At 66.9% G+C, this 21,347-nt stretch carries 22 protein-coding genes; 9 read left to right on the top strand and 13 right to left on the bottom strand.

Annotated elements, in window-relative coordinates; genetic code table 11:
• The first annotated feature begins 53 nt into the window (after positions 1–53).
• Positions 54–1,205, top strand: a complete 1,152-nt coding sequence (locus AC5Y3P_RS14275) for an amidohydrolase family protein (RefSeq protein WP_500046564.1) — start codon at positions 54–56, stop codon at positions 1,203–1,205.
• A gap of 17 nt (positions 1,206–1,222) precedes the next feature.
• Here the strand turns inward: AC5Y3P_RS14275 and modA are convergent, their stop codons facing one another.
• Positions 1,223–1,981 carry a molybdate ABC transporter substrate-binding protein gene (modA, locus tag AC5Y3P_RS14270; protein ID WP_500046563.1) on the bottom strand — a complete coding sequence of 253 codons (759 nt, stop codon included), beginning with the start codon at positions 1,979–1,981 and terminating at the stop codon, positions 1,223–1,225.
• Complete coding sequence (locus AC5Y3P_RS14265; RefSeq protein ID WP_500046562.1) at positions 1,978–2,385, bottom strand: TOBE domain-containing protein; 408 nt, start codon at positions 2,383–2,385, stop codon at positions 1,978–1,980. Before AC5Y3P_RS14265 ends, modA begins: the two co-directional genes overlap by 4 nt.
• 208 nt (positions 2,386–2,593) lie before the next feature.
• Between AC5Y3P_RS14265 and AC5Y3P_RS14260 the strand changes: the two genes are divergently transcribed.
• Positions 2,594–4,054 (top strand): aldehyde dehydrogenase family protein, encoded by a 1,461-nt coding sequence (locus AC5Y3P_RS14260; RefSeq protein WP_500046561.1) that lies wholly within the window; start codon positions 2,594–2,596, stop codon positions 4,052–4,054.
• Between the two features lie 108 nt (positions 4,055–4,162).
• Positions 4,163–4,735 carry a hypothetical protein gene (locus AC5Y3P_RS14255; RefSeq protein WP_500046560.1) on the top strand — a complete coding sequence of 191 codons (573 nt, stop codon included), beginning with the start codon at positions 4,163–4,165 and terminating at the stop codon, positions 4,733–4,735.
• Between the two features lie 38 nt (positions 4,736–4,773).
• On the opposite strand, the gene AC5Y3P_RS14250 is transcribed toward AC5Y3P_RS14255, so the two are convergent.
• The 7 genes from AC5Y3P_RS14250 to AC5Y3P_RS14220 form a co-directional block, all read right to left on the bottom strand.
• Positions 4,774–5,226 carry an SRPBCC family protein gene (locus AC5Y3P_RS14250; protein WP_500046559.1) on the bottom strand — a complete coding sequence of 151 codons (453 nt, stop codon included), beginning with the start codon at positions 5,224–5,226 and terminating at the stop codon, positions 4,774–4,776.
• Positions 5,227–5,239: 13 nt separating this feature from the next.
• A complete protein-coding gene (locus AC5Y3P_RS14245) occupies positions 5,240–6,505 on the bottom strand; it encodes a maltokinase N-terminal cap-like domain-containing protein (RefSeq protein WP_500046558.1) in 1,266 nt (421 codons plus the stop codon).
• A gap of 92 nt (positions 6,506–6,597) precedes the next feature.
• Positions 6,598–7,644 carry an ABC transporter ATP-binding protein gene (locus AC5Y3P_RS14240; RefSeq protein WP_500046557.1) on the bottom strand — a complete coding sequence of 349 codons (1,047 nt, stop codon included), beginning with the start codon at positions 7,642–7,644 and terminating at the stop codon, positions 6,598–6,600.
• Positions 7,641–8,429 (bottom strand): ABC transporter permease, encoded by a 789-nt coding sequence (locus AC5Y3P_RS14235; protein WP_500046556.1) that lies wholly within the window; start codon positions 8,427–8,429, stop codon positions 7,641–7,643. The genes AC5Y3P_RS14240 and AC5Y3P_RS14235 overlap by 4 nt, the downstream gene beginning before the upstream one ends.
• Positions 8,426–9,259: an ABC transporter permease gene (locus tag AC5Y3P_RS14230; RefSeq protein WP_500046555.1), complete on the bottom strand. Its 834-nt coding sequence runs from the start codon at positions 9,257–9,259 to the stop codon at positions 8,426–8,428. The genes AC5Y3P_RS14235 and AC5Y3P_RS14230 overlap by 4 nt, the downstream gene beginning before the upstream one ends.
• A 32-nt stretch (positions 9,260–9,291) precedes the next feature.
• On the bottom strand, positions 9,292–10,407 hold the full coding sequence (locus tag AC5Y3P_RS14225) for an ABC transporter substrate-binding protein (protein ID WP_500046554.1): 1,116 nt from the start codon (positions 10,405–10,407) through the stop codon (positions 9,292–9,294).
• 118 nt (positions 10,408–10,525) lie between these two features.
• Positions 10,526–11,503 (bottom strand): esterase family protein, encoded by a 978-nt coding sequence (locus tag AC5Y3P_RS14220; protein ID WP_500046553.1) that lies wholly within the window; start codon positions 11,501–11,503, stop codon positions 10,526–10,528.
• A 341-nt stretch (positions 11,504–11,844) separates the two neighbouring features.
• Here AC5Y3P_RS14220 and AC5Y3P_RS14215 point away from each other — a divergent pair, with 341 nt between their 5' ends.
• The 5 genes from AC5Y3P_RS14215 to AC5Y3P_RS14195 all read left to right on the top strand — a co-directional run bounded on the left by AC5Y3P_RS14215 (position 11,845) and on the right by AC5Y3P_RS14195 (position 17,342).
• Entirely contained in the window at positions 11,845–12,876 is a 1,032-nt protein-coding gene (locus AC5Y3P_RS14215) for a magnesium transporter CorA family protein (RefSeq protein WP_500046552.1), read from the top strand.
• A gap of 200 nt (positions 12,877–13,076) precedes the next feature.
• Entirely contained in the window at positions 13,077–13,829 is a 753-nt protein-coding gene (locus AC5Y3P_RS14210; RefSeq protein ID WP_500046551.1) for a L,D-transpeptidase, read from the top strand.
• 142 nt (positions 13,830–13,971) lie between these two features.
• Positions 13,972–14,676, top strand: a complete 705-nt coding sequence (locus AC5Y3P_RS14205) for an LpqN/LpqT family lipoprotein (protein WP_500046550.1) — start codon at positions 13,972–13,974, stop codon at positions 14,674–14,676.
• Between the two features lie 47 nt (positions 14,677–14,723).
• Positions 14,724–15,053: a hypothetical protein gene (locus tag AC5Y3P_RS14200; protein ID WP_500046549.1), complete on the top strand. Its 330-nt coding sequence runs from the start codon at positions 14,724–14,726 to the stop codon at positions 15,051–15,053.
• 93 nt (positions 15,054–15,146) lie between these two features.
• Positions 15,147–17,342, top strand: a complete 2,196-nt coding sequence (locus AC5Y3P_RS14195; protein WP_500046548.1) for an elongation factor G-like protein EF-G2 — start codon at positions 15,147–15,149, stop codon at positions 17,340–17,342.
• A 6-nt stretch (positions 17,343–17,348) separates the two neighbouring features.
• On the opposite strand, the gene AC5Y3P_RS14190 is transcribed toward AC5Y3P_RS14195, so the two are convergent.
• On the bottom strand, positions 17,349–17,537 hold the full coding sequence (locus AC5Y3P_RS14190) for a ferredoxin (protein WP_500046547.1): 189 nt from the start codon (positions 17,535–17,537) through the stop codon (positions 17,349–17,351).
• On the bottom strand, positions 17,534–18,817 hold the full coding sequence (locus AC5Y3P_RS14185; protein ID WP_500046546.1) for a cytochrome P450: 1,284 nt from the start codon (positions 18,815–18,817) through the stop codon (positions 17,534–17,536). The genes AC5Y3P_RS14190 and AC5Y3P_RS14185 overlap by 4 nt, the downstream gene beginning before the upstream one ends.
• Positions 18,818–18,969: 152 nt before the next feature.
• Here AC5Y3P_RS14185 and AC5Y3P_RS14180 point away from each other — a divergent pair, with 152 nt between their 5' ends.
• A complete protein-coding gene (locus AC5Y3P_RS14180) occupies positions 18,970–19,563 on the top strand; it encodes a TetR/AcrR family transcriptional regulator (protein ID WP_500046545.1) in 594 nt (197 codons plus the stop codon).
• A gap of 67 nt (positions 19,564–19,630) precedes the next feature.
• On the opposite strand, the gene AC5Y3P_RS14175 is transcribed toward AC5Y3P_RS14180, so the two are convergent.
• Both AC5Y3P_RS14175 and AC5Y3P_RS14170 read right to left on the bottom strand, forming a co-directional pair.
• Positions 19,631–19,927, bottom strand: a complete 297-nt coding sequence (locus AC5Y3P_RS14175) for a DUF1330 domain-containing protein (RefSeq protein WP_500046544.1) — start codon at positions 19,925–19,927, stop codon at positions 19,631–19,633.
• Between the two features lie 103 nt (positions 19,928–20,030).
• Positions 20,031–21,344 (bottom strand): MFS transporter, encoded by a 1,314-nt coding sequence (locus AC5Y3P_RS14170; protein ID WP_500046543.1) that lies wholly within the window; start codon positions 21,342–21,344, stop codon positions 20,031–20,033.
• Positions 21,345–21,347 lie beyond the last annotated feature (3 nt).

Here is a 21,347-nt window from a genome sequence, read left to right as displayed (position 1 = left end):
GTAGCGTCGGAAGCAGGAAGGGTGCTGCGATGACTCAGACGACGACTCCACACATGACTGCCAAGCCGACCCCGACCTTCGACCGGAAGCCGGCGACCGAACGCACGGCGGTGCGCTGCGTCGACTCCGATGTCCACCCGATGCCGCGCACCGGGGAGCTGGGGCCGTTCATCCCCGAACCGTGGCGCACCAAGTTCTTCGGCACGCACCGCTACGGCGACCTGATCTACTACGACGCGCCGGATTACGCACACTCTTACGCCATGCGGGTGGACACCTTCCCACCGGACGGTGAATTCGCCTGCAGCGACCCGGACCTCGCGTTTCGTCAGTTGATCATGGAGGCCGGCGCCGACATCGCGATCCTGGAACCCGGCGCCTATCCAGCCCGGCTACCCGAGGCCGACCACGCCATGAGCCAGGCGCTGAACTCCTGGCAGGATGCGCACTGGCTGGACTCGCACAACAACTGGCATCAACGCTGGCGCGGTTCGATCTGCGTGTCGATCGAAGCACCGCAGTTGGCCGCCGCCGAGATCGAGAAGTGGGCCGGGCACCCCTACATGGCGCAGATCCTGATCAAGGCCGAACGCCGGCCGGCCTGGGGTGATCCGTGCTATGACCCGGTGTGGGCCGCGGCCACCAAGCACGACATCACGGTGTCCTGCCATCTGTCCCGCAGTCATTTCGAAGAGTTGCCGATGCCGCCGGTCGGCTACCCCAGCTACAACCACGACTTCATGGTCACCTACTCGCTGCTGGCCGCTAATCAGATCATGAGCCTGATCTTCGACGGTGTTTTCGACCGCTTCCCGACGCTGCGAATCGTGTTCGTGGAGCACGCCTTCACCTGGATCCTGCCGCTGATGTGGCGGATGGACGCCATCTACCAGGCGCGCAAGTCCTGGCTGGACATCAAGCGCAAACCCAGCGAGTACGTCAAGGAGCACATCAAGTTCACCACCCAACCGCTGGACTATCCGGAGGACAAGACCGAGTTGACCCGCGCGCTGAACTGGATGGAGTGCGAGAAGATCCTGCTGTTCTCCAGCGACTACCCGCACTGGACCTTCGATGACCCGCGCTGGCTGGTCAAGCATCTGCCCGAGCATGCCCGCGAAGCGGTGATGTTCCGCAACGGCATCGAGACCTATCACCTGCCCGAGACCGTGCCGGCGCTCGAGGGCCAGGTCCGGGTCTTCTAACCGCGCTGCACCGTCGGTCAGGGTTGCACGAAGCCGTGCCGGGCCAGCACCTTCTGTCCGAACTCCCCGGTGACCAGTTCCAGGAAACTGCGCGCCAACTCGGGCTGCTCGGATTGGGCCAGCGCCGCGATCGGATAGGTGTTCACGGCCTGGCCGGATTCGGCGAACGGCACCTCGGTGACCCGGTCCCCGGCGCCGGCCGCATCGGTGACGTACACCAGGCCGGCGTCGGCCTGACCGCTGGTGACTTTGCCGAGCACGTCGGTGACCGAGGATTCCTCGCTGACCGGGACGAGCGTGACGCCGGCGGCGTGCTCGACCCGCTCGGTGGCGCCGCCGCACGGCACCGGCGGTGCGCACACCACCACTGACAGTTCGGGGTTGGCCAGGTCTTGGAAGGTCTTGACGCCCTTCGGGTTTCCGGGTGCGACGACGATAGTCAGGGTGTTGCCGGCGAAGTCCACCGGGTCGCCGGCCACCAGGTCCGCAGTCACCGCCTTGTCCATGTTGCGGGTGTCGGCCGAGGCGAACACATCGGCCGGCGCGCCGTGGGTCAGCTGGGTGACCAGATCGGACGAACCGGCGAACGAGAACTCCACCTGAGTCTGCGGGTGCTCGGTCTCGAACTGCGACCCGATCTCGGTGAAGGCCGACTGCAATGACGCGGCCGCGAACACCACCAGGGTGTCCTCGGACTGCGAGTCGGTCGCTTGTCCGCATCCGGTGAGCAGGCCCAAGGCCGCGAGTACGGCACCAATGCCGATCCTAAGGCTCATGACTGTCCCTTCGGCGTTTCCACGATGACGGTGGTCGCCTTGACCACGGCGACGGCCACGCTGCCGGGTTCCAGCCCGAGTTCACGCACTGATTGGCTGCTCATCAACGAGACCACCCGGAACGGTCCGCACTGCATCTCCACCTGGGCCATGACTTCGTCGGCGATGACTTTGGTGACCAGGCCGGGCAACCGGTTGCGGGCCGAACTGCCGATCCCCAGCGGGTCCTTGGGCGCGCTGCCGGATTGCTCGGCGACGAAGGAAGCCAGCGCGGCCCCGTCGATCACCTTGCGGCCGGCCGCGTCGCTGTCAGCCGGCACCAGTCCGGCGCCGATCCAGCGCCGCACGGTGTCGTCACTGACCCCGAGCAGTTCGGCGGCATCACGAACGCGGATCTGCGGCACGCAGCAAGAGTAGTTGTCACCCCGACGACCTTCAACCGCAATTGCGGATGAAACTCAGATTTTGTTCCGCGTTCGCGGTTATCTTGCCGGTCAGTGCCGGACGCGGGGAAACAACCGGACCTTGACGGCCCGTCTCGCCGATGCTAAGCAAGTGCTCAGCATTCAATCGCTGAGCGCACGCTCAGCTCATCGCCACGAAGGGGCCCCGATGACGACGCTGCAGACGGTTCTGGACGATCTGGCCAACCGGCCCGGCACCGGGGAGACCATCGCGGTCATCGATCCGGCCACCGAGGAGCAGATCACCGAGTTCCGCGACGCCGGCCCGGAGGCCGTCGACGAGGCCGTCGCCAAGGCCAAGGCCGCCTACGAATCCGGGGTGTGGACCGATCTGGCCGCCCGTCAGCGCGCCAAGGTGCTGTGGAAGCTGGGCGACCTGATCGACGAGCACGCCGCGGAGTTCGCCGAGCTGGAGTCGCTGGACGCGGGCATGCCGCCGATGCAGGCCGAGATGATCGTCTCCACCTGCGCCGAGTTCTTCCGCTACTACGCCGGTTGGTGCACCAAGATCAACGGCAGCAGCTACCAGGTGCAGATGGAGGGCGGCGTCAACAGCAACTACTCCAACCTGCACGCCTACACCCAAAAGGAGCCCTACGGCGTCGTCGGGCTGATCTACCCGTGGAACGGCCCGCTGTTCAACGCGTGCGCCAAGGTCGCGCCGGCGCTGGCCGCGGGCTGCTCGAGCGTGGTCAAGCCGGCTGAGGAGACCCCGTTGTCGGCGGTGCTGCTGGAGCGCCTGATCGGCGAGGCCGGGGTGCCCGACGGCGTGGCCAACTTTGTGATCGGCTACGGCGCGACCGCCGGTGCCGCGATCACCGCCCATCCCGACGTCGAGAAGGTCGCCTTCACCGGTTCGACCGAGGTGGGCAAGCAGATCATGCGCAACTCGGCGGACAACCTGAAGAAGGTGACGCTCGAACTCGGCGGCAAGTCCCCGGTGCTGATCTACGAGGACGCCGACCTGGACATGGCGATCATGATGGCCTCGATGGGCATCTTCGTGCACTCCGGCCAGGGCTGCGTGTGCGGTTCCCGGATCTTTGTGCAGCGCAGCGTCTACGAGCGAGTGGTCCAAGGCATTGCGATGATCGGCGACAACCTGGTGCTGGGCGGCCCCAAGGACGAGGGCGCCATGATCAGCCCGCTGGTCAGCCAGAAGCAGCTCGACCGGGTGCTCGGCTACATCGATCAGGGCAAGAGTGACGGCGCCGAGATCGTCAGCGGCGGCTACCGGCTGGATCGCAAGGGCTACTTCGTCAAACCGACCGTGGTCACCGGCGTCGACCCGGCCACCAGCCGGTTGTACAAGGAAGAGATCTTCGGCCCCGTCGTCACCATCCTGCCGTTCGACGACGACGACGAAGCCATCGCGATGGCCAACGACACCAGCTACGGCCTGGCCGCCACGGCCTGGACCAGCAACCTGGCCCGCGCGCACAACCTGGGCAAGCGGCTGCAGGCCGGCATGGTCGGGCTGAACTGCCAGCTGACCTTCGACCACAACGTGCCGTTCGGCGGCTACAAGCAGTCCGGCCTGGGCAAGGAGTTCGGCTACGAGGGCATCGACGCCTACCTGAAGACCAAGTCGATCTGGGCCCAGCTCTGAGAAATCTCCGCTACCGCAGGTGTGTCGCTGCCATCCACAGCGGCGCACCTGCGGTATAAGCGCGAGAAAGAGCAGACACACGAGCCAACTTCTGCCACTCTCGTACCCGTGAGATCTGCTGCTGCCCGCCGTCGGCTGGTCGTCCCGCTGGCGTTGACGTTCGCCGCCGTGGCGGTGACCGCTGCCACCGTGCTCGCGCTCGAATCGAGCACCAGCGCGCCGGTGACCGAATCGCCGCGTGCGCTCGCGGTCGGCGAATGCGTCGTCGTGGAGGCCCCCAGCCCGCACGAGGTGCGGGCCGTGGAGTCCTCGTGCAGCGCGGACCCGAGCTACACCGTGGGCGCTCTGGCCACCGACACCGGCCAGTGCCCGAGCGACGAGTACCAGCACTTCCCCGGCCCGGTCGCCGACCGGGGCACCGCGCGCCTGTGCCTGGTACCCAACCTGGTCGCCGACCACTGCTACCGATTGACGGTGCCGATCGGCGTGATGCAACGCGCCGAATGCACCGGCCGGGACGGCCAGGCCGAGAACGGCACCGAAACCGGGCTGCTGGTGCAAGTCATCAGCCGCATCGACGTACGGGATCAGCAGGCCTGCCCGTCCTCCCGCGGACGGTTCGCCTGGCCCTATCCCGCGCCGGCACGCACCTACTGCACCGCGACGCTGTTCACCGGCTGACGCCCGCTACTCGGCCGTCACGGCCGTCGCGGCCCGGCTCACGCCTCCACCACGGCCTGCACACGGCGCAGCGTCGTGGTCATGTCCCGAATGTTGCGACGACGCCGCAACTGCCCGCCGAGCAGACCGAAGAGTTTGGTGAACGCTCCATCGGCCATCCGGAACGACTCGGTGACGTCGGTGCCGTCGCCGGCCGGCTGCAGTTGGTAGCGCCAGTTGTTCACCGGGCGATCACCGATCAGCACCTCGAAACCGAAGTCGCGGCCCGGCTCGCACGAGGTGACCCGGCACGTGGTCCAGTACACCGGGCCGATCTCGTTGCGCCGGACATGGCCACGGAACTTGGCCCCGACCGCCGGACCGGTGGCGCCGCCGAGCCATTCAGCTTCGAAGGTCTCGGGCGAGAACTCACCGATGCGGCGCACATCGGACACCAGATCCCAGATCCGCTCGGCCGGAGCCTTCATGTGGACGGTCACTTCGGCGTGCATGTCTCTCCTCGGGTCAGTCGGTGAATTCAGCTATGGCGCGCAACGGAATTGGTAACCATTCCGGACGGAAGCGGGCCTCGTAGCCGGCTTCGTAGATTGCCTTGTCCAGTTCATAGGCGGCCAGCACGTCGGCGTGCTCACGCGGATCGGTTCCTGCGACGGTCGCATATCCGGAACAGAACGCGTCGCGGTTCGCCGATATCCAGTGCTGCGCACCCTCGACGTCGCGGGTGCCGGCCGTCATCTGCGGTTGGTAGGCGGCATAGGCGTAGGACCGCAGCATCCCGGCCACGTCACGCAGCGGCGAATCAGGTCGACGGCGCTGCGCCACCGGGGTTCCCGGCTCACCTTCGAAGTCGATCACCAACCACCTCTGGGGTGTGCGCAACACCTGGCCGAGGTGCAGGTCCCCGTGCACCCGCTGCAGCCGCACCGGATGACCCGCCACAGCCGCGAACCGGCGTTCCAGACCGGGCTGCAGCGCCGTCAACTCCGGCACCGCGGCGGCCGTCTCGCGCAGCCGGGCCAACATCAGGTCGGCATCGAATGCTGCGGTCTGGGTGCCCAATTCGTCGGCCAAGGTGCGGTGCGCCGAGGCCACCGCGGCACCCAACCGGTGGGACTCCGCGGTGAATTCAGACTTGTCGGGGCCGGTGGCCAGTGCCCAGCCCTCCGCGGAACCCGCGGCGAACTCGGTGACCATGCCCAGCGGACAGGGTTGGTTGTCCCAGCTGGTCTCGAAGGCGGCCAGTAGCCGCGCCACGTGCGGGTTGTCGGCGCGGGCCAACACCCGGTTGAGTTCGACGTCGGGGTTGACACCCGGGCTCAGTCGGCGAAAGACCTTGAGAATGGCCTGTTTTCCGAAGATGACGCTGGTGTTGCTCTGCTCGGCGCCGGACACCCGGGCCGGCGCGTCGAGTGGCAGCCGGGCGCCGGGTTCGGCGCTGAAGGTCAGGTTCGGCACCGGCTGCGACCCCGCACACAGTGCCAACAGATGCCGGGCGGCCACCGGGTCGGCCATGCCGTCGTAGGCCCAGCGGCCGTCCCTCTCACCGATCAGCGCAGCGGCCGGCAGGTCCGGCTGCGGCGTGCCGGCCCAGCGGATCTGCAGTTGGTAGCGATCGGTGCCGCCGTCGGCGTAGCGAGCGTCGACCAACACCAAATCCAGGTCGGCACCCAACTCGATGGTCACGGCCGGCTCCGCGCAGATCAACGTTCGGTTCCGGCCGGCGTACCACCGCTGTCGGGTCAACCAGTCGGCCACAGCCAAATTCGTCATATCCGCGAACGGACCTCCACGCAATCGAGGATCGAGTCTGGGTCGGCGAGTACCCGAGCCGCTTCCACGCTAACCGCTCGATCGCCGGTAGCTCAGTCGTCGGGGACCACCAGCACCGGATCGGGTTGCAGCCGCACCGCGACCCGAGCCCCGATCCGCAACCGCTGCGCCTGCGCCCCGGACAGCTGAGCCACCAGCCGCAGCCCGCCGGCCCCGGCCAGCTCCACTCGGGACACCGGACCCAGGAAACTCACGTCGACGACGATCGCGGTGCCGTCGTCGTCGGGCAGCACGATCAACGACTCCGGGCGCACCAACGCGACGCCACGCCCCTGCACCGAACCCGGCAGGGCCGGCACCCGGGCGCCCAGCACCCGGGCCCAGCCGTCCGCGGTATTGGCCGGCAACCGGTTGTTGAGGCCGACGAATTCAGCCACGAACCGGGTGGCCGGCTGGGCGTACAACCGATCCGGCGTGGCGATCTGCTCGAGCCGGCCCGCGTTCATCACGCCGACCCGGTCGGCCAGCACCAGCGCCTCCTCCTGGTCGTGGGTGACGAACACCGTGGTGGTGCCGACCTCGCGGTGCACCCGGTGGATCTCGTCGCGCAACTGCACCCGCACCTGGGCGTCCAGCGCCGACAGCGGCTCGTCCAGCAGCAGCACCTGCGGCTCGATCGCCAAGGCCCGCGCCAACGCCACCCGTTGCTGTTCCCCACCGGAAAGCTGATCGGCGTACTTGTTGCGGTGCTCGGCCAGGCCCACCAATTCGAGCATCTGCTCGGCGCGGACCGTGCGCTTGCCGGCGTCGAGGCCGCGCAGTTTGAGCCCGAACGCCACGTTCTGCACCGCGGTCAGGTGCGGGAACAGGCTGTAGGCCTGGAAGACCATGCCCATGTCGCGTTTGTTGGGCGGCACACCGGTGATGTCGGTGCCGCCCACCGCTACGCGCCCGGACGTGGGTTCGTCCAGACCCGCCAGGATCCGCAACGCGGTGGTCTTGCCGCAACCGGACGGTCCGAGCAGCGCCACCAGTTCGCCCGGGTCCAGCCGCAGCGTCAATCCGTCCAACGCCGTGACCGTGCCGTACACCCGGGTCAGGTCGGTCAGCTCGACGGCCACTCCGGCCCGCGCGGTCACGCTGGTCCTCCCACCGCGGCGCCGCGCCGGCGCCGGCTCAGCAACGACAACGCCAGCAACAGCACGAACCCGAACATCAGCACGGCCAGCGACGCCGCCACCGACGTGGGCCCGTCGGTCTTGCCGATCGCCACGATCTGCACCTGCAGCGTGTCGAACCCGGACAGCGACGCGATGGTGTACTCCCCGAGCACCACGGCCACCGAGATGAACGACGCCGACAGGATGCCCGACCAGATGTTGGGCACCACCACGCGCGTGACGGTGGTGCCCCAGCCCGCCCCCAGCGAGCGGGCGGCTTCGACCAGCGTGTGCAGGTCGATCGACGACAGCGCCGCATCCAGGGCGCGGTAGGCGAACGGCAACACCACCACCACGTAGATGAAGGTCAGGGTCAGCGCCGATTCCCCCAGCAGGTAGGTCACCCACAGGTAGACGTTGCGCATGCCGACCACGATTACCAGCGCCGGAATGGTCAGCGGCAACAAACACAGGAATTCCAGCGGCCCGCGGGCCCACGGGGCGCGCAGCCGCACCCACACCATGGTGGGCAGCAGCACCAGAAGCATCGCCGCCACCGTCAACGCGGCCAGCAGCAGCGAAACCACGATGGCCGAATACAGCGCCTGGTCGGCGACCAGGTTCTGCCAGGCCTGCCAGCTGCGCCCACCTGCGCGCACATCCCGGGTGGAGAAATCGGCCATGGCGTAGAGCGGGAACAAGAAGAACAGCCCGAACCCGATCAGCAGGCCGATTCGCAGCGCGCTGCGCTTCTGCCGGATCATCGCAGCCACCTCGCGGTCCGCCGCATCAGCATCGTGTACCCCACCATGACGACGCCGACCACCACGATCATCTCCAGCGCCAGCGCGTAGGCGAAACCGGCCTGGCCGAGGACCACCTCACTGGTCAGCGCTGTGCGAATCAACAGCGGCACGATCGGGGAGCCCTGACTGACCAGTGCCGCCGCGGTGGCGTAGGCGGCAAATGCGTTGGCGAACAGCAACAATGCCGACGCCAGGAAGGCCGGCGCCAGCAGCGGGAAGCCGACCTCGCGCCAGTACTGCCAACTCGAGGCACCCAGCCCGACGGCGGCTTCGCGCCACTGCACGCGCAGTCCTTCCAGCGCCGGCAGGAACACGATCACCATCAGTGGGATCTGAAAGTAGGTGTACACCAAGATGAGTCCGGGCAGGCTGTACAGCCAGCCGCCGGCAGCCAGGTTCCAGCCGAACCAATCAGCCACCCACAAGGTCAGCACGCCGTTGATACCCAGGGTGGCCAGGAACGCGAACGCCAGTGCCACACCACCGAATTGGGCCAACACACTGCTGAGCGCCAACACGGCTCGGCGAAGCGGCGAGCCGGCCGGCCGGTTGGCGATCACCCAGGACAGCAGCGCTCCGAAGACCGCGCCCAGCACCGCGGTGCTCGCCGACAGCAGCAGACTGCGCCACAGCGCCGCCAACGCGGTGTCGGAGAACAAGGCTTCGATCCGCTGCAGGGTGAACCCACCGTCGGAAAAGAACGCATTGACCACGACGGTCAGCGTCGGGACGATCAGGAAGACCGCGATGAAGGTCAGGAAGGGCAGCAGCGGCAACCCTTCTCGCACCCCTCGCTTGACAGCTGCGAAGTTCGGCACCGTCAGCCGATTGCCTTGGCCCAGTTGTCCGCCAGGTAGGCCGCGGCCTTGTCGGTCTGCGCGGGGCTGAGCACCGTGACCGGACCGTCGATCGCCGGGATCTGCCCGAAGGCCACCGGGTCGATGGTGCCGGAATGGATCATGGCGTCGGCGCGCACCGGTCGCACACCGGCCATCGCGAACAAGTTCTGGCCCTCATCGCTGAACAGGAACTCCTGCCAGAGCCGCGCGGCGGCCGGATGCGGCGCGTCCTTGTTGATGGCTTGCACGTAGTAGCCGGCCACCGAGGCGTCGTTGGGCACGAAGATGCGCCACGTCGGCATCTTCATACTCTGGGCGCCGTTGAGGTAGTTCCAGTCGATGACCACCGGGGTCTGGCCGGAGGCGATGGTCGCCGGGGTCGGATCGACCGGCAGGAAGTTTCCGGCCTGCTTCAGTCGGGCGAAGAACTCCACGCCCGGCGCGATGTCGTCGGCCGAGCCGCCCTGCGACAACGACGCCATCACGACGCCGAAGAATCCCGCGCCGGCCTGGGTCGGGTCGCCGTTGAGCGCGACCATGCCCTTGAACTCCGGTTTGAGCAGGTCGTCGAGCGAGCTGATCTCGGGCACCTTGGTGGAGTCGTAGCCCACCGACATGTGGCCGCCGTAGTCGTTGACCCACCGGCCCTCGGGGTCCTTGAGCACGTGCGGGATGTCGTCGAAGGTGCTCACCCGGTAGGGCGCGAACATCGAGGTGTTGGCCAGCGCCACCGACTGACCGAGGTCGAACACGTCCGGCGCGGTGCTGTTGCCCTTCTGCTGCACGGCGGCGTTGATCTCGTCCTGCGAGGCCGCATCGGGTTGCGCCGAGTTGACCTCGATGCCGTACTTGTCGGCGAAGGTCTCGATGATCTCGCCGTAGTTGGCCCAATCCGGGGGCAGCGCAATGACGTTGAGCTCACCTTCGGCTTGGGCTGCCTCGATCAGGGCCTCCATGCCACCGAGATCGGCCGCCGCGGTCGCGGTGGCCCAGCCGCCCTGATCCGCGGCGCGCTCCGGCGGCGCGCACGCCGTCGTCAACCCGAGCGACGCCGCCAACGTGGCCGCAGCCAACGTCAGCATCCGAGTGGTGATCATCCTCAAGCCTTTCCGGTGACGTGGGTGCACGCCCGTTCCGGGCACGACCCTACTGAACCGTGAAAACACGGAATCCCCCAACGCGAGCGTTGGGGGATTCCGCGCAGCTAGCTCGTGATCAGAGCAGGTGAGCCTGCAGGTCCGGCAGCATGGCCTGCAGCTCCCGGCCCCAGTAGGCCCAGTTGTGCGTGCCATTGTTCGGGAAGTTGAAGACACCGTTGGTGCCACCCGCAGCCTGGTAGTTCTCCTGGAACGTCTGGTTGGTGCGGATGGTCAGGCCCTCCAGGAAGGTGGCCGGCAGGTCGCCGCCGCCCAGTTCGTTGGGCTGTCCGTTGCCGCAGTAGATCCACAGCCGGGTGTTGTTGGCCACCAGGGTGGGGATCTGAACCATCGGGTCGTTGCGCTTCCAGGCGCTGTTCGGGTCCTCGGTGCGGCCCCACATGTCGTTGGCGTCGTAGCCGCCGGCGTCACCCATCGAGATGTTGATCAGGAACGGCCACCAGCCCTCGGAGGGGTTCAGGAAGCCCGACATCGACCCGGCGTAGGTGAACTGGTTCGGGTGGTACACCGACAGGATCAGCGCGGCCGAGCCGGCCATCGACAGACCCACCGCGGCATTGTTGGTCGCACTCACGCCACGGTTGGCCGACAGCCAGGACGGCAGCTCCGAGGTCAGGAAGGTTTCCCACTTGTAGGTCTGGCAACCGTTGTTGCCGCAGGCCGGGGCGTACCAGTCGGAGTAGAAGCTGGACTGGCCACCGACCGGCATGACCACCGAGATACCGGAGTCCAGGTACCACTCGAAGGCCGCGGTGTTGATGTCCCAGCCGTTGTAGTCGTCCTGGGCACGCAGACCGTCCAGCAGGTACAGAGCCGGCGAGCCCTCGCCACCACTCTGGAACTGGATCCGGATGTCACGGCCCATCGAGGCCGACGGCACGTCGAGGTACTCGACGGGCAGACCCGGACGGGAGAACGCCGAAGCGGTCGCGGTCTGTCCTGCGACGCCGATCAGGCCCGGCAGCAAGGCGGTCGCCATGGCAGCGACACCGAGGCGGCGGGCCCACTTCCCACGCAGCTTGTCAACGAATTTCATACCTATATCCAGCCCATCTGTGTGTACGACGCAGAAGTCGCCGTGTTTCACCCGCAGTGGCGTCGCGCCACCGTGGACGACATGTTCATCGCGGAGCACAACGCATTCATTACGCCATCGCATGACACGGTTGTTACCCCTCGCCGGGTGACCCTACATGGCCATTACCCGAATCCACTAGTCCAGGGCGTGCACGACACGCAGTACCGCAGGTCAATGTGGGGTTGTCCACATCGACAATTTCACGCCGCGCCATTTGCCATTTACCTACATTCACGCTGTCGCTGATTGTGCGCTGAGAAGGGTGTCGGTGCCCGATGACCGGCTGTTTCAGTGCTCTCATGGACCTCATGACCGGCTCCGAGTGCGCGATCATCGGCCGCGCGTGGCGTTCCGGAGTGCTGCAGGATGATTTCGATTTCGAGTCGGTTTCGCAGTACATCGCAGAACCGGATTGTTTGGTGTGGGTCGACATGTACGACCCCGACCACGAGGCACTGCAGGAATTGGCCCACGAACTCGGCCTCAACCTATGGGCGGTCGAGGATGCGGTGGCTCCGTCGGAGCGGGTCAAGGCCACCGTCTACCGCACGCACACCTTCTTCACCGTCTACGCCGTAGAGGCCGCCACACCCGATGATGTCCGCGAAACCCAGTCCGATGTCGCGTCGGCGATCCTGACCAGGCATCGGATCTCGGCGTTCGTACTGCCCAATGCCCTGGTGACGATTCGGCTGGCGCCGCCGTTCGACATCGGCGAGGTCACCCGGCGCTGGGACGAGCTGGGTGGGCAGGAGTACGGCGTGGCCGCGCTGGTGCACGGCCTGCTCGACGTCGTCGTGGACGGGCACTTCGAGGCCGTCCAGGTTCTCGACGACTGCATCGAGGACGTCGAGGACATCCTGTTCGATCCGCCGGCGCGAATGGCGCCGATCCAGCGCCGCACCTACCAGCTGCGCAAAGACCTGGTGCGGTTACGCCGCGTGGTGCTGCCGATGCGTGAAGTGGTCAACGCCATCCAGCACCATCACAGCGAGTACGCACCGCACGCGCACGAACTCGACCCGCTGTTCATCGACCTGTCCGACCACGTGCTGCGGGTATCGGAGTGGACCGAATCACTGCGCGACATGATCACCACGATCTTCGAAACCAACCTGTCGCTGCAGGACGCACGACTCAACACGATCATGAAGAAGCTCACCGGCTGGGCCGCCATCATCGCGGTCCCGACCGCGATCACCGGTTTCTACGGGCAGAACGTGCCGTACCCGGGCGAAGGCCAGTGGTCCGGATTCCTGTTCAGCAGCGTCCTGATGGTGGTCGGGGCGCTGCTGCTCTACGTCGTCTTCAAGCGCCGCGACTGGCTCTGAGCGACGACCCGGACACGTTCGGGTCTCACTGGCGCAATTCGGCGCGCCGGAGTCGGCACCCGGCGCTATCGTCCCTGCATGGCAAACCTCTCGAAAACCGACCTGCGTGTAACAAACATGCGGTGAGCAGCGACTTTCCGCATGACGTCAGCCGATCGTTACGATCGGCGTCAAACACCTTCCAGAAGGGCGGTCACAGCGTGCGGCGAGTGGTTCGGAACTTCTTCGTCACCGTGAGCATTGCAGCGGTCAGCTTGTTGACCCCGGCAGCGGTCAGCCAGGCGGCCGGCCCGCAGCCGACCGCCCCGGCCATCGCCGAGGTGGCGCCCAAACCTGGCAGCACCGTCGGGGTCGGACATCCGGTCATCGTCACCTTCGACAGCGCGGTCACCGATCGGGTGGCTGCCCAGCGGTCCATCCGAATCACCGCACCGGCCGAAGTCACCGGGCAGTACGAGTGGCTGGCCGACGACACCGTGCAGTTCGTCCCGGATGAGTTCTGGCCGGCGCACAGCCAGATCGAGTACAAGGTGGGCAACACCCCGTTGAACTTCAACACCGGTGCCGCCGTCGTCGGCGTCGCCAGCATCTCGTCCTACACCTTCACGGTGAGCATCGACGGCGTGGTGCAACGCACCATGCCGGCATCGATGGGCAAGGCCAGGTTCCCCACCCCGCAGGGCAGTTTCACGGTGCTGGGTAAGGAGAACCCGGTGGTGATGGATTCCCGCACCATCGGCATTCCGCTCAGTGACCCCGAGGGTTACAAGCTGACCGTGAACTACGCGGTGCGGATCACCTGGGGTGGCGTCTACATCCACTCCGCGCCGTGGTCGGTGGGCTCACAGGGCTACGCCAACGTCAGCCACGGCTGCATCAACCTCTCACCGGACAACGCGGCCTGGTACTACAACCAGGTCGGCATCGGTGACCCCGTCGTCGTCAAGGCCTGAGGTCGTCAAACCTGAAGCCGCCTGATCGACCGGCGGCGTTGACGCGTGCGGAAGTTTCGCACCGAAGCCGCGGTCTGTTCACTGCGATGTGGAATGCTCGGGGACGAACCTGCCGGCCGAATGGCGAGGAGAACGCAATTCCATGAGGAACGTGTTGGTGCCGGCCGCGGCCGGTGTGACGGCGCTGGCCCTGGGCTTCGCCCTGGTCGGCTGTGGGCAGGATGCGAGCAACGAGGCGACCACCGAGTCGGCGGTGACCACTTCGGAGACGACCTCGGAGACCACGACGACCCAGCGTCCGATGGGGCCGGACGGCACCGCGGCCACGCTGCACGACTACATCATCGAGAACGAGATCGCCGAGTTCCCGATCGAACCCGATGACCCGGCCGCCCCGGACGTCGATTTCGGTCTGCCGCCGGGCTGGAGCGAGATCGTGGCAGAAGACGTACCGGATTGGGCCTACGGCGGCATCGTCTACGACAAGCCCAGCGATCCGGCCAACCCGCCCACCGTGTTGGCGATTGCCAGCAAGCTGGTCGGCGACGTCGACGTCGAGCAGATCTTCCGGTACGCCCCGGGCCTGCTGTGGGACCTGAACGAGTTCGAGCCGCTGGCCGAGCCCGAACGCGGCACGGTCTCGGGCTTCGAGTACATCATCGCCAAGGGCACTTACAAGCACGACGGCAAGGACATGGTGGTCGGCGAGCAGACCATCGTGGTGCCCGGTGCGGACGACGCGGTGTTCGTGTTCCAGTTGCAGGCCACCGCGCTGGAAAGCGAACGCCAGGTGGTCGTCGACGCGGTCGATTGGCTCGACAACAACGCCGAGATCAGCGTGCCATGACCACCTCGAGCCGTCCCCGGCCTGGCAGTTACGGAGAACCAGCGACCATGATCCGGTTTCGCGCTTGTCTTACCGCCGCGGCGATCGCCGCGGGGCTGTTCGTCGCGGCACCGGCCACCATGTCGGTGCCGGCGGGCGCCATCCCGTGCAAGTCGAACGAATACCCCGACCCGGTCACCGGAATCTGCTGGAACCGTGACGACATGAACAACCGCGGCACCTCGCAGGGCCAGGGCGGCACCGTGATGTGCAGCCCGGGCCGGCTCGGTCAGTGCCTCGGCGCCGCGCAGAACGCTCAAACGCCAGGCGCCAACCTGCGGACCTACCCGCCGGCCGGTCCCGCACCGCGCAACACCTGGCCCAGCACCGGCCGGTAGTCGACGTCCTGGTGGTAGGCGTCGCCTGACTGCGGCCAAAGCGCCGCGTGCCGTCCTGCGCCCGAGCACAATCGGTGCCAGGAGGACACGCTGATGGCTGACAAGGCGACCACATCCGCAGAATCCGTCGGTGCGCGAAAGCGCGGCGGCCCCGGCGCCATTCGCAATGTCGTGCTGGTGGGCCCGTCCGGTGCCGGTAAGACCACGCTGACCGAGTCGCTGTTGGTGGCCGCCGGTGTGCTGACCCGTCCGGGTTCGGTGGCCGACGGCAACACGGTGTCCGATTACGACGACGTCGAGATCGCGCAACAGCGTTCGGTGAACCTGGCGTTGGTGTCGCTGCCCTACCGGAATTCGGCCACCGGCGCCGAGGTCAAGATCAACTTGATCGACACCCCGGGCTATGCCGACTTCGTCGGCGAACTGCGGGCCGGGCTGCGCGCCGCGGACTGCGCGTTGTTCGTGATCGCGGCCAATGAGGACATCGACGCACCGACCCGCGCACTGTGGCGCGAATGCGCCGAGGTCGGGATGCCGCGCGCCGTGCTGATCAGCAAGCTCGATCACCCCCGCGCCGACTACCAATCCACCCTGTCGGCCGCACAACAAGCATTCGGGGACAAGGTATTACCGCTGTACCTGCCGACCGATGCGGAGCCGGTCCGAGGCCCGAACAGCCTGATCGGCCTGCTCACCGCGACCAAGTGGCACTACGCCGACGACGGCACCAGGACCAGTTCGGAGCCAACACCGGCCGAGGCCGAACGCTGCGATGAGCTGCGCGGCCCGCTGCTCGAGGGCATCATCGAGGAATCCGAGGACGAGACCTTGATGGAACGCTACCTCGGCGGGGAGCAGCTCGATGAGGCCGTGCTGATCGCCGACCTGGAGAAAGCAGTCGCGCGCGGGTCGTTCTTTCCGGTGCTGCCGGTCTGTGCGCAGACCGGGGTGGGCAGCGATGAGTTGCTCGACGGCATCGCCCGGGGGTTCCCCGGCCCCGACGAACATCCGCTGCCCGACGTGTTCACCCCCGACGGCGTTGCCAGACAAGGCCTTTCCCGCGGTCCCGACGCCCCCTTGCTGGCCGAGGTGGTCAAGACCACCTCGGATCCCTACGTCGGCCGGTTGAGTTTGGTGCGGGTGTTCGCCGGCACCATCAGGCCCGACACGACAGTGCACGTGTCGGGCCATTTTTCGGCGTTCACCCACACCCCCGCCGATCCCGCGCACCCGCACACCGCGCACCCGGACCACGACGAGGACGAACGCATCGGATCGCTGTCCTTCCCGCTGGGCAAGCAGCACCGGCCGGCCTCGAGTGTGCCGGCCGGTGATCTGTGCGCGATCGGCCGGCTCAGCCGCGCCGAGACCGGGGACACCTTGTCGGACAAGGACGATCCGCTGGTGTTGCGGCCGTGGAAACTGCCGGATCCGTTGCTGCCCATAGCGATCGCAGCACACGCAAAGACCGACGAGGACAAGCTGGGGACCGCGCTGGCCCGGTTGGCCGCCGAAGATCCCACCCTGCGGATCGAACAGAACCCGGAAACCCATCAGATCGTGCTGTGGTGCATGGGTGAGGCGCATGCCGGCGTCGCACTCGGCGCGCTGACCAACCGGTACGGGGTCAGCGTCGACACGGTGGAGCTGAAGGTTCCGCTGCGCGAAACGTATGCCCGGGCAGCCAAGGGACACGGCCGGCACGTCAAACAATCCGGCGGACACGGCCAGTACGCGGTCTGTGACATCGAGGTGGAACCGCTACCCGAGGGTGCCGGATTCGAGTTCGTCGACAAGGTGGTCGGTGGCGCGGTGCCGCGCCAGTTCATTCCGAGCGTCGCCAAGGGGGTCCGGGCGCAAATGGACAAGGGCGTGCTGGCCGGCTATCCCGTGGTCGACATCAAGGTGACGTTGCTCGACGGCAAGGCGCACAGCGTGGATTCGTCGGATTTCGCGTTCCAGATGGCCGGCGCACTGGCACTGCGGGATGCCGCCGCGACCAGTCAGGTCAGCTTGCTCGAACCCGTCGACAGCGTCCAGATCCAGATCCCCGACGAGTTGGTGGGCCCGGTGATGAGCGATCTGTCCAGTCGGCGGGGCCGGGTGCTCGGCACCGATACCGGCGAGGACGGCTACACCGAGGTGCGCGCCGAGGTGCCGCAGGTCGAACTCATCCGGTACGCGATCGACCTGCGGTCCCTGTCGCACGGCGCGGCCACGTTCAGCCGCAATTTTGCGCGCTACGAGGCAATGCCCGAAACCGCGGCAGCCCGGCTGCGGCGGGAGTGAACGCGCCTACACCTCGGTGATGGCGTGCTCCGGACAGGACTCGATGGCTTCTGCCACAGCCGGTTCGAACTCCGCGGGCACGTCGTCCTCGATTGCCTCGGCGTAGCCCCAGTCGGTCAGGGTGAACACCTCGGGGCACACGGCCACGCACACACCGTGACCGCGACACAGACCGTCGTTGACGCTGACCTTCATCGCGACTCCGCCGGAGTGACCTCGAGCTGCAGCTCGGTCAGGCCGCGCAGGATGAAGGTCGGCACGTAGTTGAACCGGCGCGCGCCTTCGGGGCCGTGGTGCTGTTCCGAGAGTCGAATGTCCTTGGTGCGCTCCAGGATCCGCTCGATACTGACCCTGGCCTCGGCGCGGGCCAAGGGTGCGCCCGGGCAGCTGTGCACACCGCGGCCGAAGGCGATGTGCCGGCGCGCGTTGGCCCGCGCGATGTCGAGCACGTCGGGATCCTCGAACTGCTTGGGATCGCGGTTGGCGGCCCCGTTCATCACCATCACGGTGGCCCCGGCCGGCACCTCGACGCCGCCGACCTCGGTGGCCCGCTTGGCAAGTCGGAAGTCACCCTTGACCGGGCTTTCGAAACGCAGACATTCCTCGATGAAGTTCGGGACACGGTCGGGTTCGGTGCGCAGTCGTTGCTGCAGCTCCGGATCCTCGGCGATCAGCTTGAGTGCGGTGCTGATCAACCGGACCGTGGTCTCCTGGCCGGCGGTGTAGAGATTGGCCGCGATCCGCACCACGTCCATCACCTCAGGAGTGGACCCGTCCGGGAACTTCGCGGCGGCCATCTCGGTCAGGGCGTCGTCCTGCGGGTTAGCCCGGCGGTCGCTGATGTATTCGGAGAACTTCTCGTACAGGTACTCCAGCGGGCTGTGCGACATGGTGGAGTTGTCGGTGCCGCCGATGCCGCCGGCCCGGTGGTTCATGTGCCGGGAGAACTCGGGACGGTCGGCCTCGGGCACACCGAGCAGATCGGCGATGATCGCCAGCGTGAACGGGACCGCAAACTCCTGGATGTAGTCACCGCCGCCGGCCGAAAGCAGCGGCTCCAGGTAGGCGTCGGCGTGCCGCCACATGAACTCTTCGTTCTCCTTGAGCCGCTTCGGGGTGATCAGGCCCATCAGCAAGGCGCGGTGTTCGGTGTGCTTGGGCGGATCCATCACGGTCACCTGGTCGCTGAACGGCAGGTCCTCGCGGTACTGCTCGATCAGGTCGCTGACGTCGTCGGCCTGCCCTTCGATCGGCACCGGGAAACCCGGGAACGGCCCGGTGACCGCGGTGCACGACGAGAACGTGTCGGAGTCGGAGAACACCGCCACGGCTTCGTCGTAGCCGGTGACCACCAGCACGTTCTGGTGCGGTTCGCGGCGCACCGGGCAGCCTTCGCGCATGGCGTGCATGTACGGGTACGGGTCGGCGACCAGGGTTTGATCGGTGAAGAAGTCGAGTTTGTCGAGCTCGGTCATGGGTTATCGAAATCCGTTTCGTCCGGGGGGCTGGTCCGGGTCGTCGAACGCATCGTTTCCTTTACGATCGACTAGGTCGCTACTATACGATCGTAAAGGGACTGGGGCAATACACGCCTGCAGGAAACCCGGATTCGGCGAGAGGCGGGCAGATGAGCACCGGCACCGACGCGATCGGGGCATCGGCCGGACTCAACGCCGCCCGCCCGGACACCCGGCAGCGACTGATCGACGTGGCGATCAAGCTGTTCACCCGGTACAGCTTCGCGGGCACCTCGCTGCAGATGATCGCCGATGAACTCGGCTTCACCAAAGCCGCGATCTACCACCACTTCCGGACCCGCGAGCAGTTGCTCGACGCCGTCGTCGCACCGTTTCTCGAGCAACTCGGCGCCGTGATCACGGAGGCCGAGGCGCTGCGCGGTGCGCATGCCCGCGCCGATCACATGCTCAACGGTTTCACCACACTGGCGGTGGACAACCGGGTGGTTGCCGTGCTTGCCAGCGACCCGGCCGTCGGCGAAATGGTGCGCTCACGTAGCGAGTGGGGCGCGCTGGTCGAGCGTCAGTTGGCGCTGCTGGCCGATGTCTCGCCCGGACCGGGCGGACAGGTCAAGGCCGCGTTCGTGCTGGCCGGGCTGGCCGGTGCGTCCGGCGCTAGCTACCCGGCAGCGGACCGCGCCGAGTTACACCGCCAGCTGGTCGAAACTGCGCGACGGACACTGGGATTACGCACCCCACGTTGAGTTGGACATCAGGTAGCCGAACTGCGAGTGAGCGGCTACCTGTTGTCCAACTGAATGCGTCCGGCCGCTACTGCGGGAAGCCGGTGAGGATCACGCCGTTGCAGTCGGCGGCAGCCTGGCGCAGCTTGGCGGCCTTCTGGTACTGCTCGGAGTTGTACCAGTCGCGCGCGGCCTGCACGGTCTCGAACTCGAGCACCACGGTCTGGTGGCCGTGCCAGGTGCCCTCGACCACCTCGGCCTTGGTGTCCACGGCCAGGATCTTGGCGCTGCTCATCGCCTTGCCGGCCTCTTGGGCGTAGGCCTTCATGCCTTCCGGGTCGTTGATGTGCTCGGTGATGATCACGTAGCCCTTGGGCTCGGCCATGCTCGTTCTCCTCGATCCGCGGGGTGAGAACCCCGCTCTCCGTTTCAGAGATAGACATTCGCAGACGACGGCTCATTCGCGCAAGCCAGGGCGCACGGGGCGGTCAGCTGGTCACCAGCGGCCGCCTCGCCGTCTCCCGGACCGTCAGCACGGTGACGAACGAAATGATCGCCGCCACAACCAAGTAATAGGCGGGCGAAATCGGGTCACCGGTAGTCGCGGTCAGCCAGGTCACCATGTACGGCGTGGTGCCGCCGAACACCGCGACGCACAGGTTGTAGCCCACCGCGAATCCGCTGTAGCGCACCCGGGTGGCGAACAACTCGACGCCGGCCGACACCGCCACCGAGATGTAGACGCATTCGATCAGCGCCAGGCCGACATGCGCGATGATCGCCGCGGTCAACGATCCCGAATTGAGCAGTAGGAACAGCGGATAACCGAAGATCACGAAACCCACCGAGCCGGCGATCAGCAACGGGCGCCGACCCACCCGGTCGGACAGCGCGGCCAGCGGCAGCACCACGATGATCGCCACCAGACACGCGATGGTGCTGGACTGGAACGCAGCATCGGCCCCGAAGTTCAGCGTCTTGATGAAGTAGGTCGGCAGGTAGGCAAACACCACGTAGTAGCCGACGTTGAACACCACGAATAGCCCGATGACCGTGAGGATTTGACGCCAGGATCCCACCACCGCCTCCCGTAGCGGGGACTCGGCGACATTGTCGGTCGCGCTGAGTTCCTTGAACTCCGGGGTGTCGTCCAGGCGCAGCCGGATGTACAGGCCGACCAGGCCCAGCGGGCCGGCGATCAGGAACGGGATGCGCCAGCCGTAACTCTCCATGGCCCCGTCCGGCAACCCGGTCTGCAGCGCCATCACCGTGAACGAGCCCAGCAGGAATCCCACGATGCCCGACCACACCATGAACGAGATGGTCCGACCGCGGGTCCGGTCCTCGGCATACTCGGCGAGATAGACTGCGCCGCCGCCATATTCGCCGCCGGCCGAGAAGCCCTGCAGACAGCGCAGCACCAGCAGCGCGATCGGCGCCGCCAGCCCGATGGCGTCATAGCTGGGCAGCAGACCGATCCCGAAGGTGGCCGCCGACATCACCAGGATCACCAGGGCCAACACCCGGTGCCGGCCGATCCGGTCACCGAGTGGGCCGAAGAAGAAGCCGCCCAATGGTCGGGTGAAGAAGGCCGCCGCGAAGATCGCGAAGGTGTTCAGCAGCGCGGCAGTGTCGTTGCCGGCCGGGAAGAACGCCGACGCGATGTAGGTGGCCAGGAAGCCGTAGATCGCGAAGTCGAACCACTCGACCGCATTGCCGATCGACGCACCGGTGATCACCCGACGCAACGGCGGCGCGGCCGGTTCCGGCACAGCCTCCAGGAAGTGACCTTCTCGCGTCATGAG

The organism is Mycobacterium sp. NGS45 (assembly GCF_059812645.1).
Note: the sequence above shows the minus strand (reverse complement) of the source record. Positions and strands in the feature narration are given on the sequence as shown.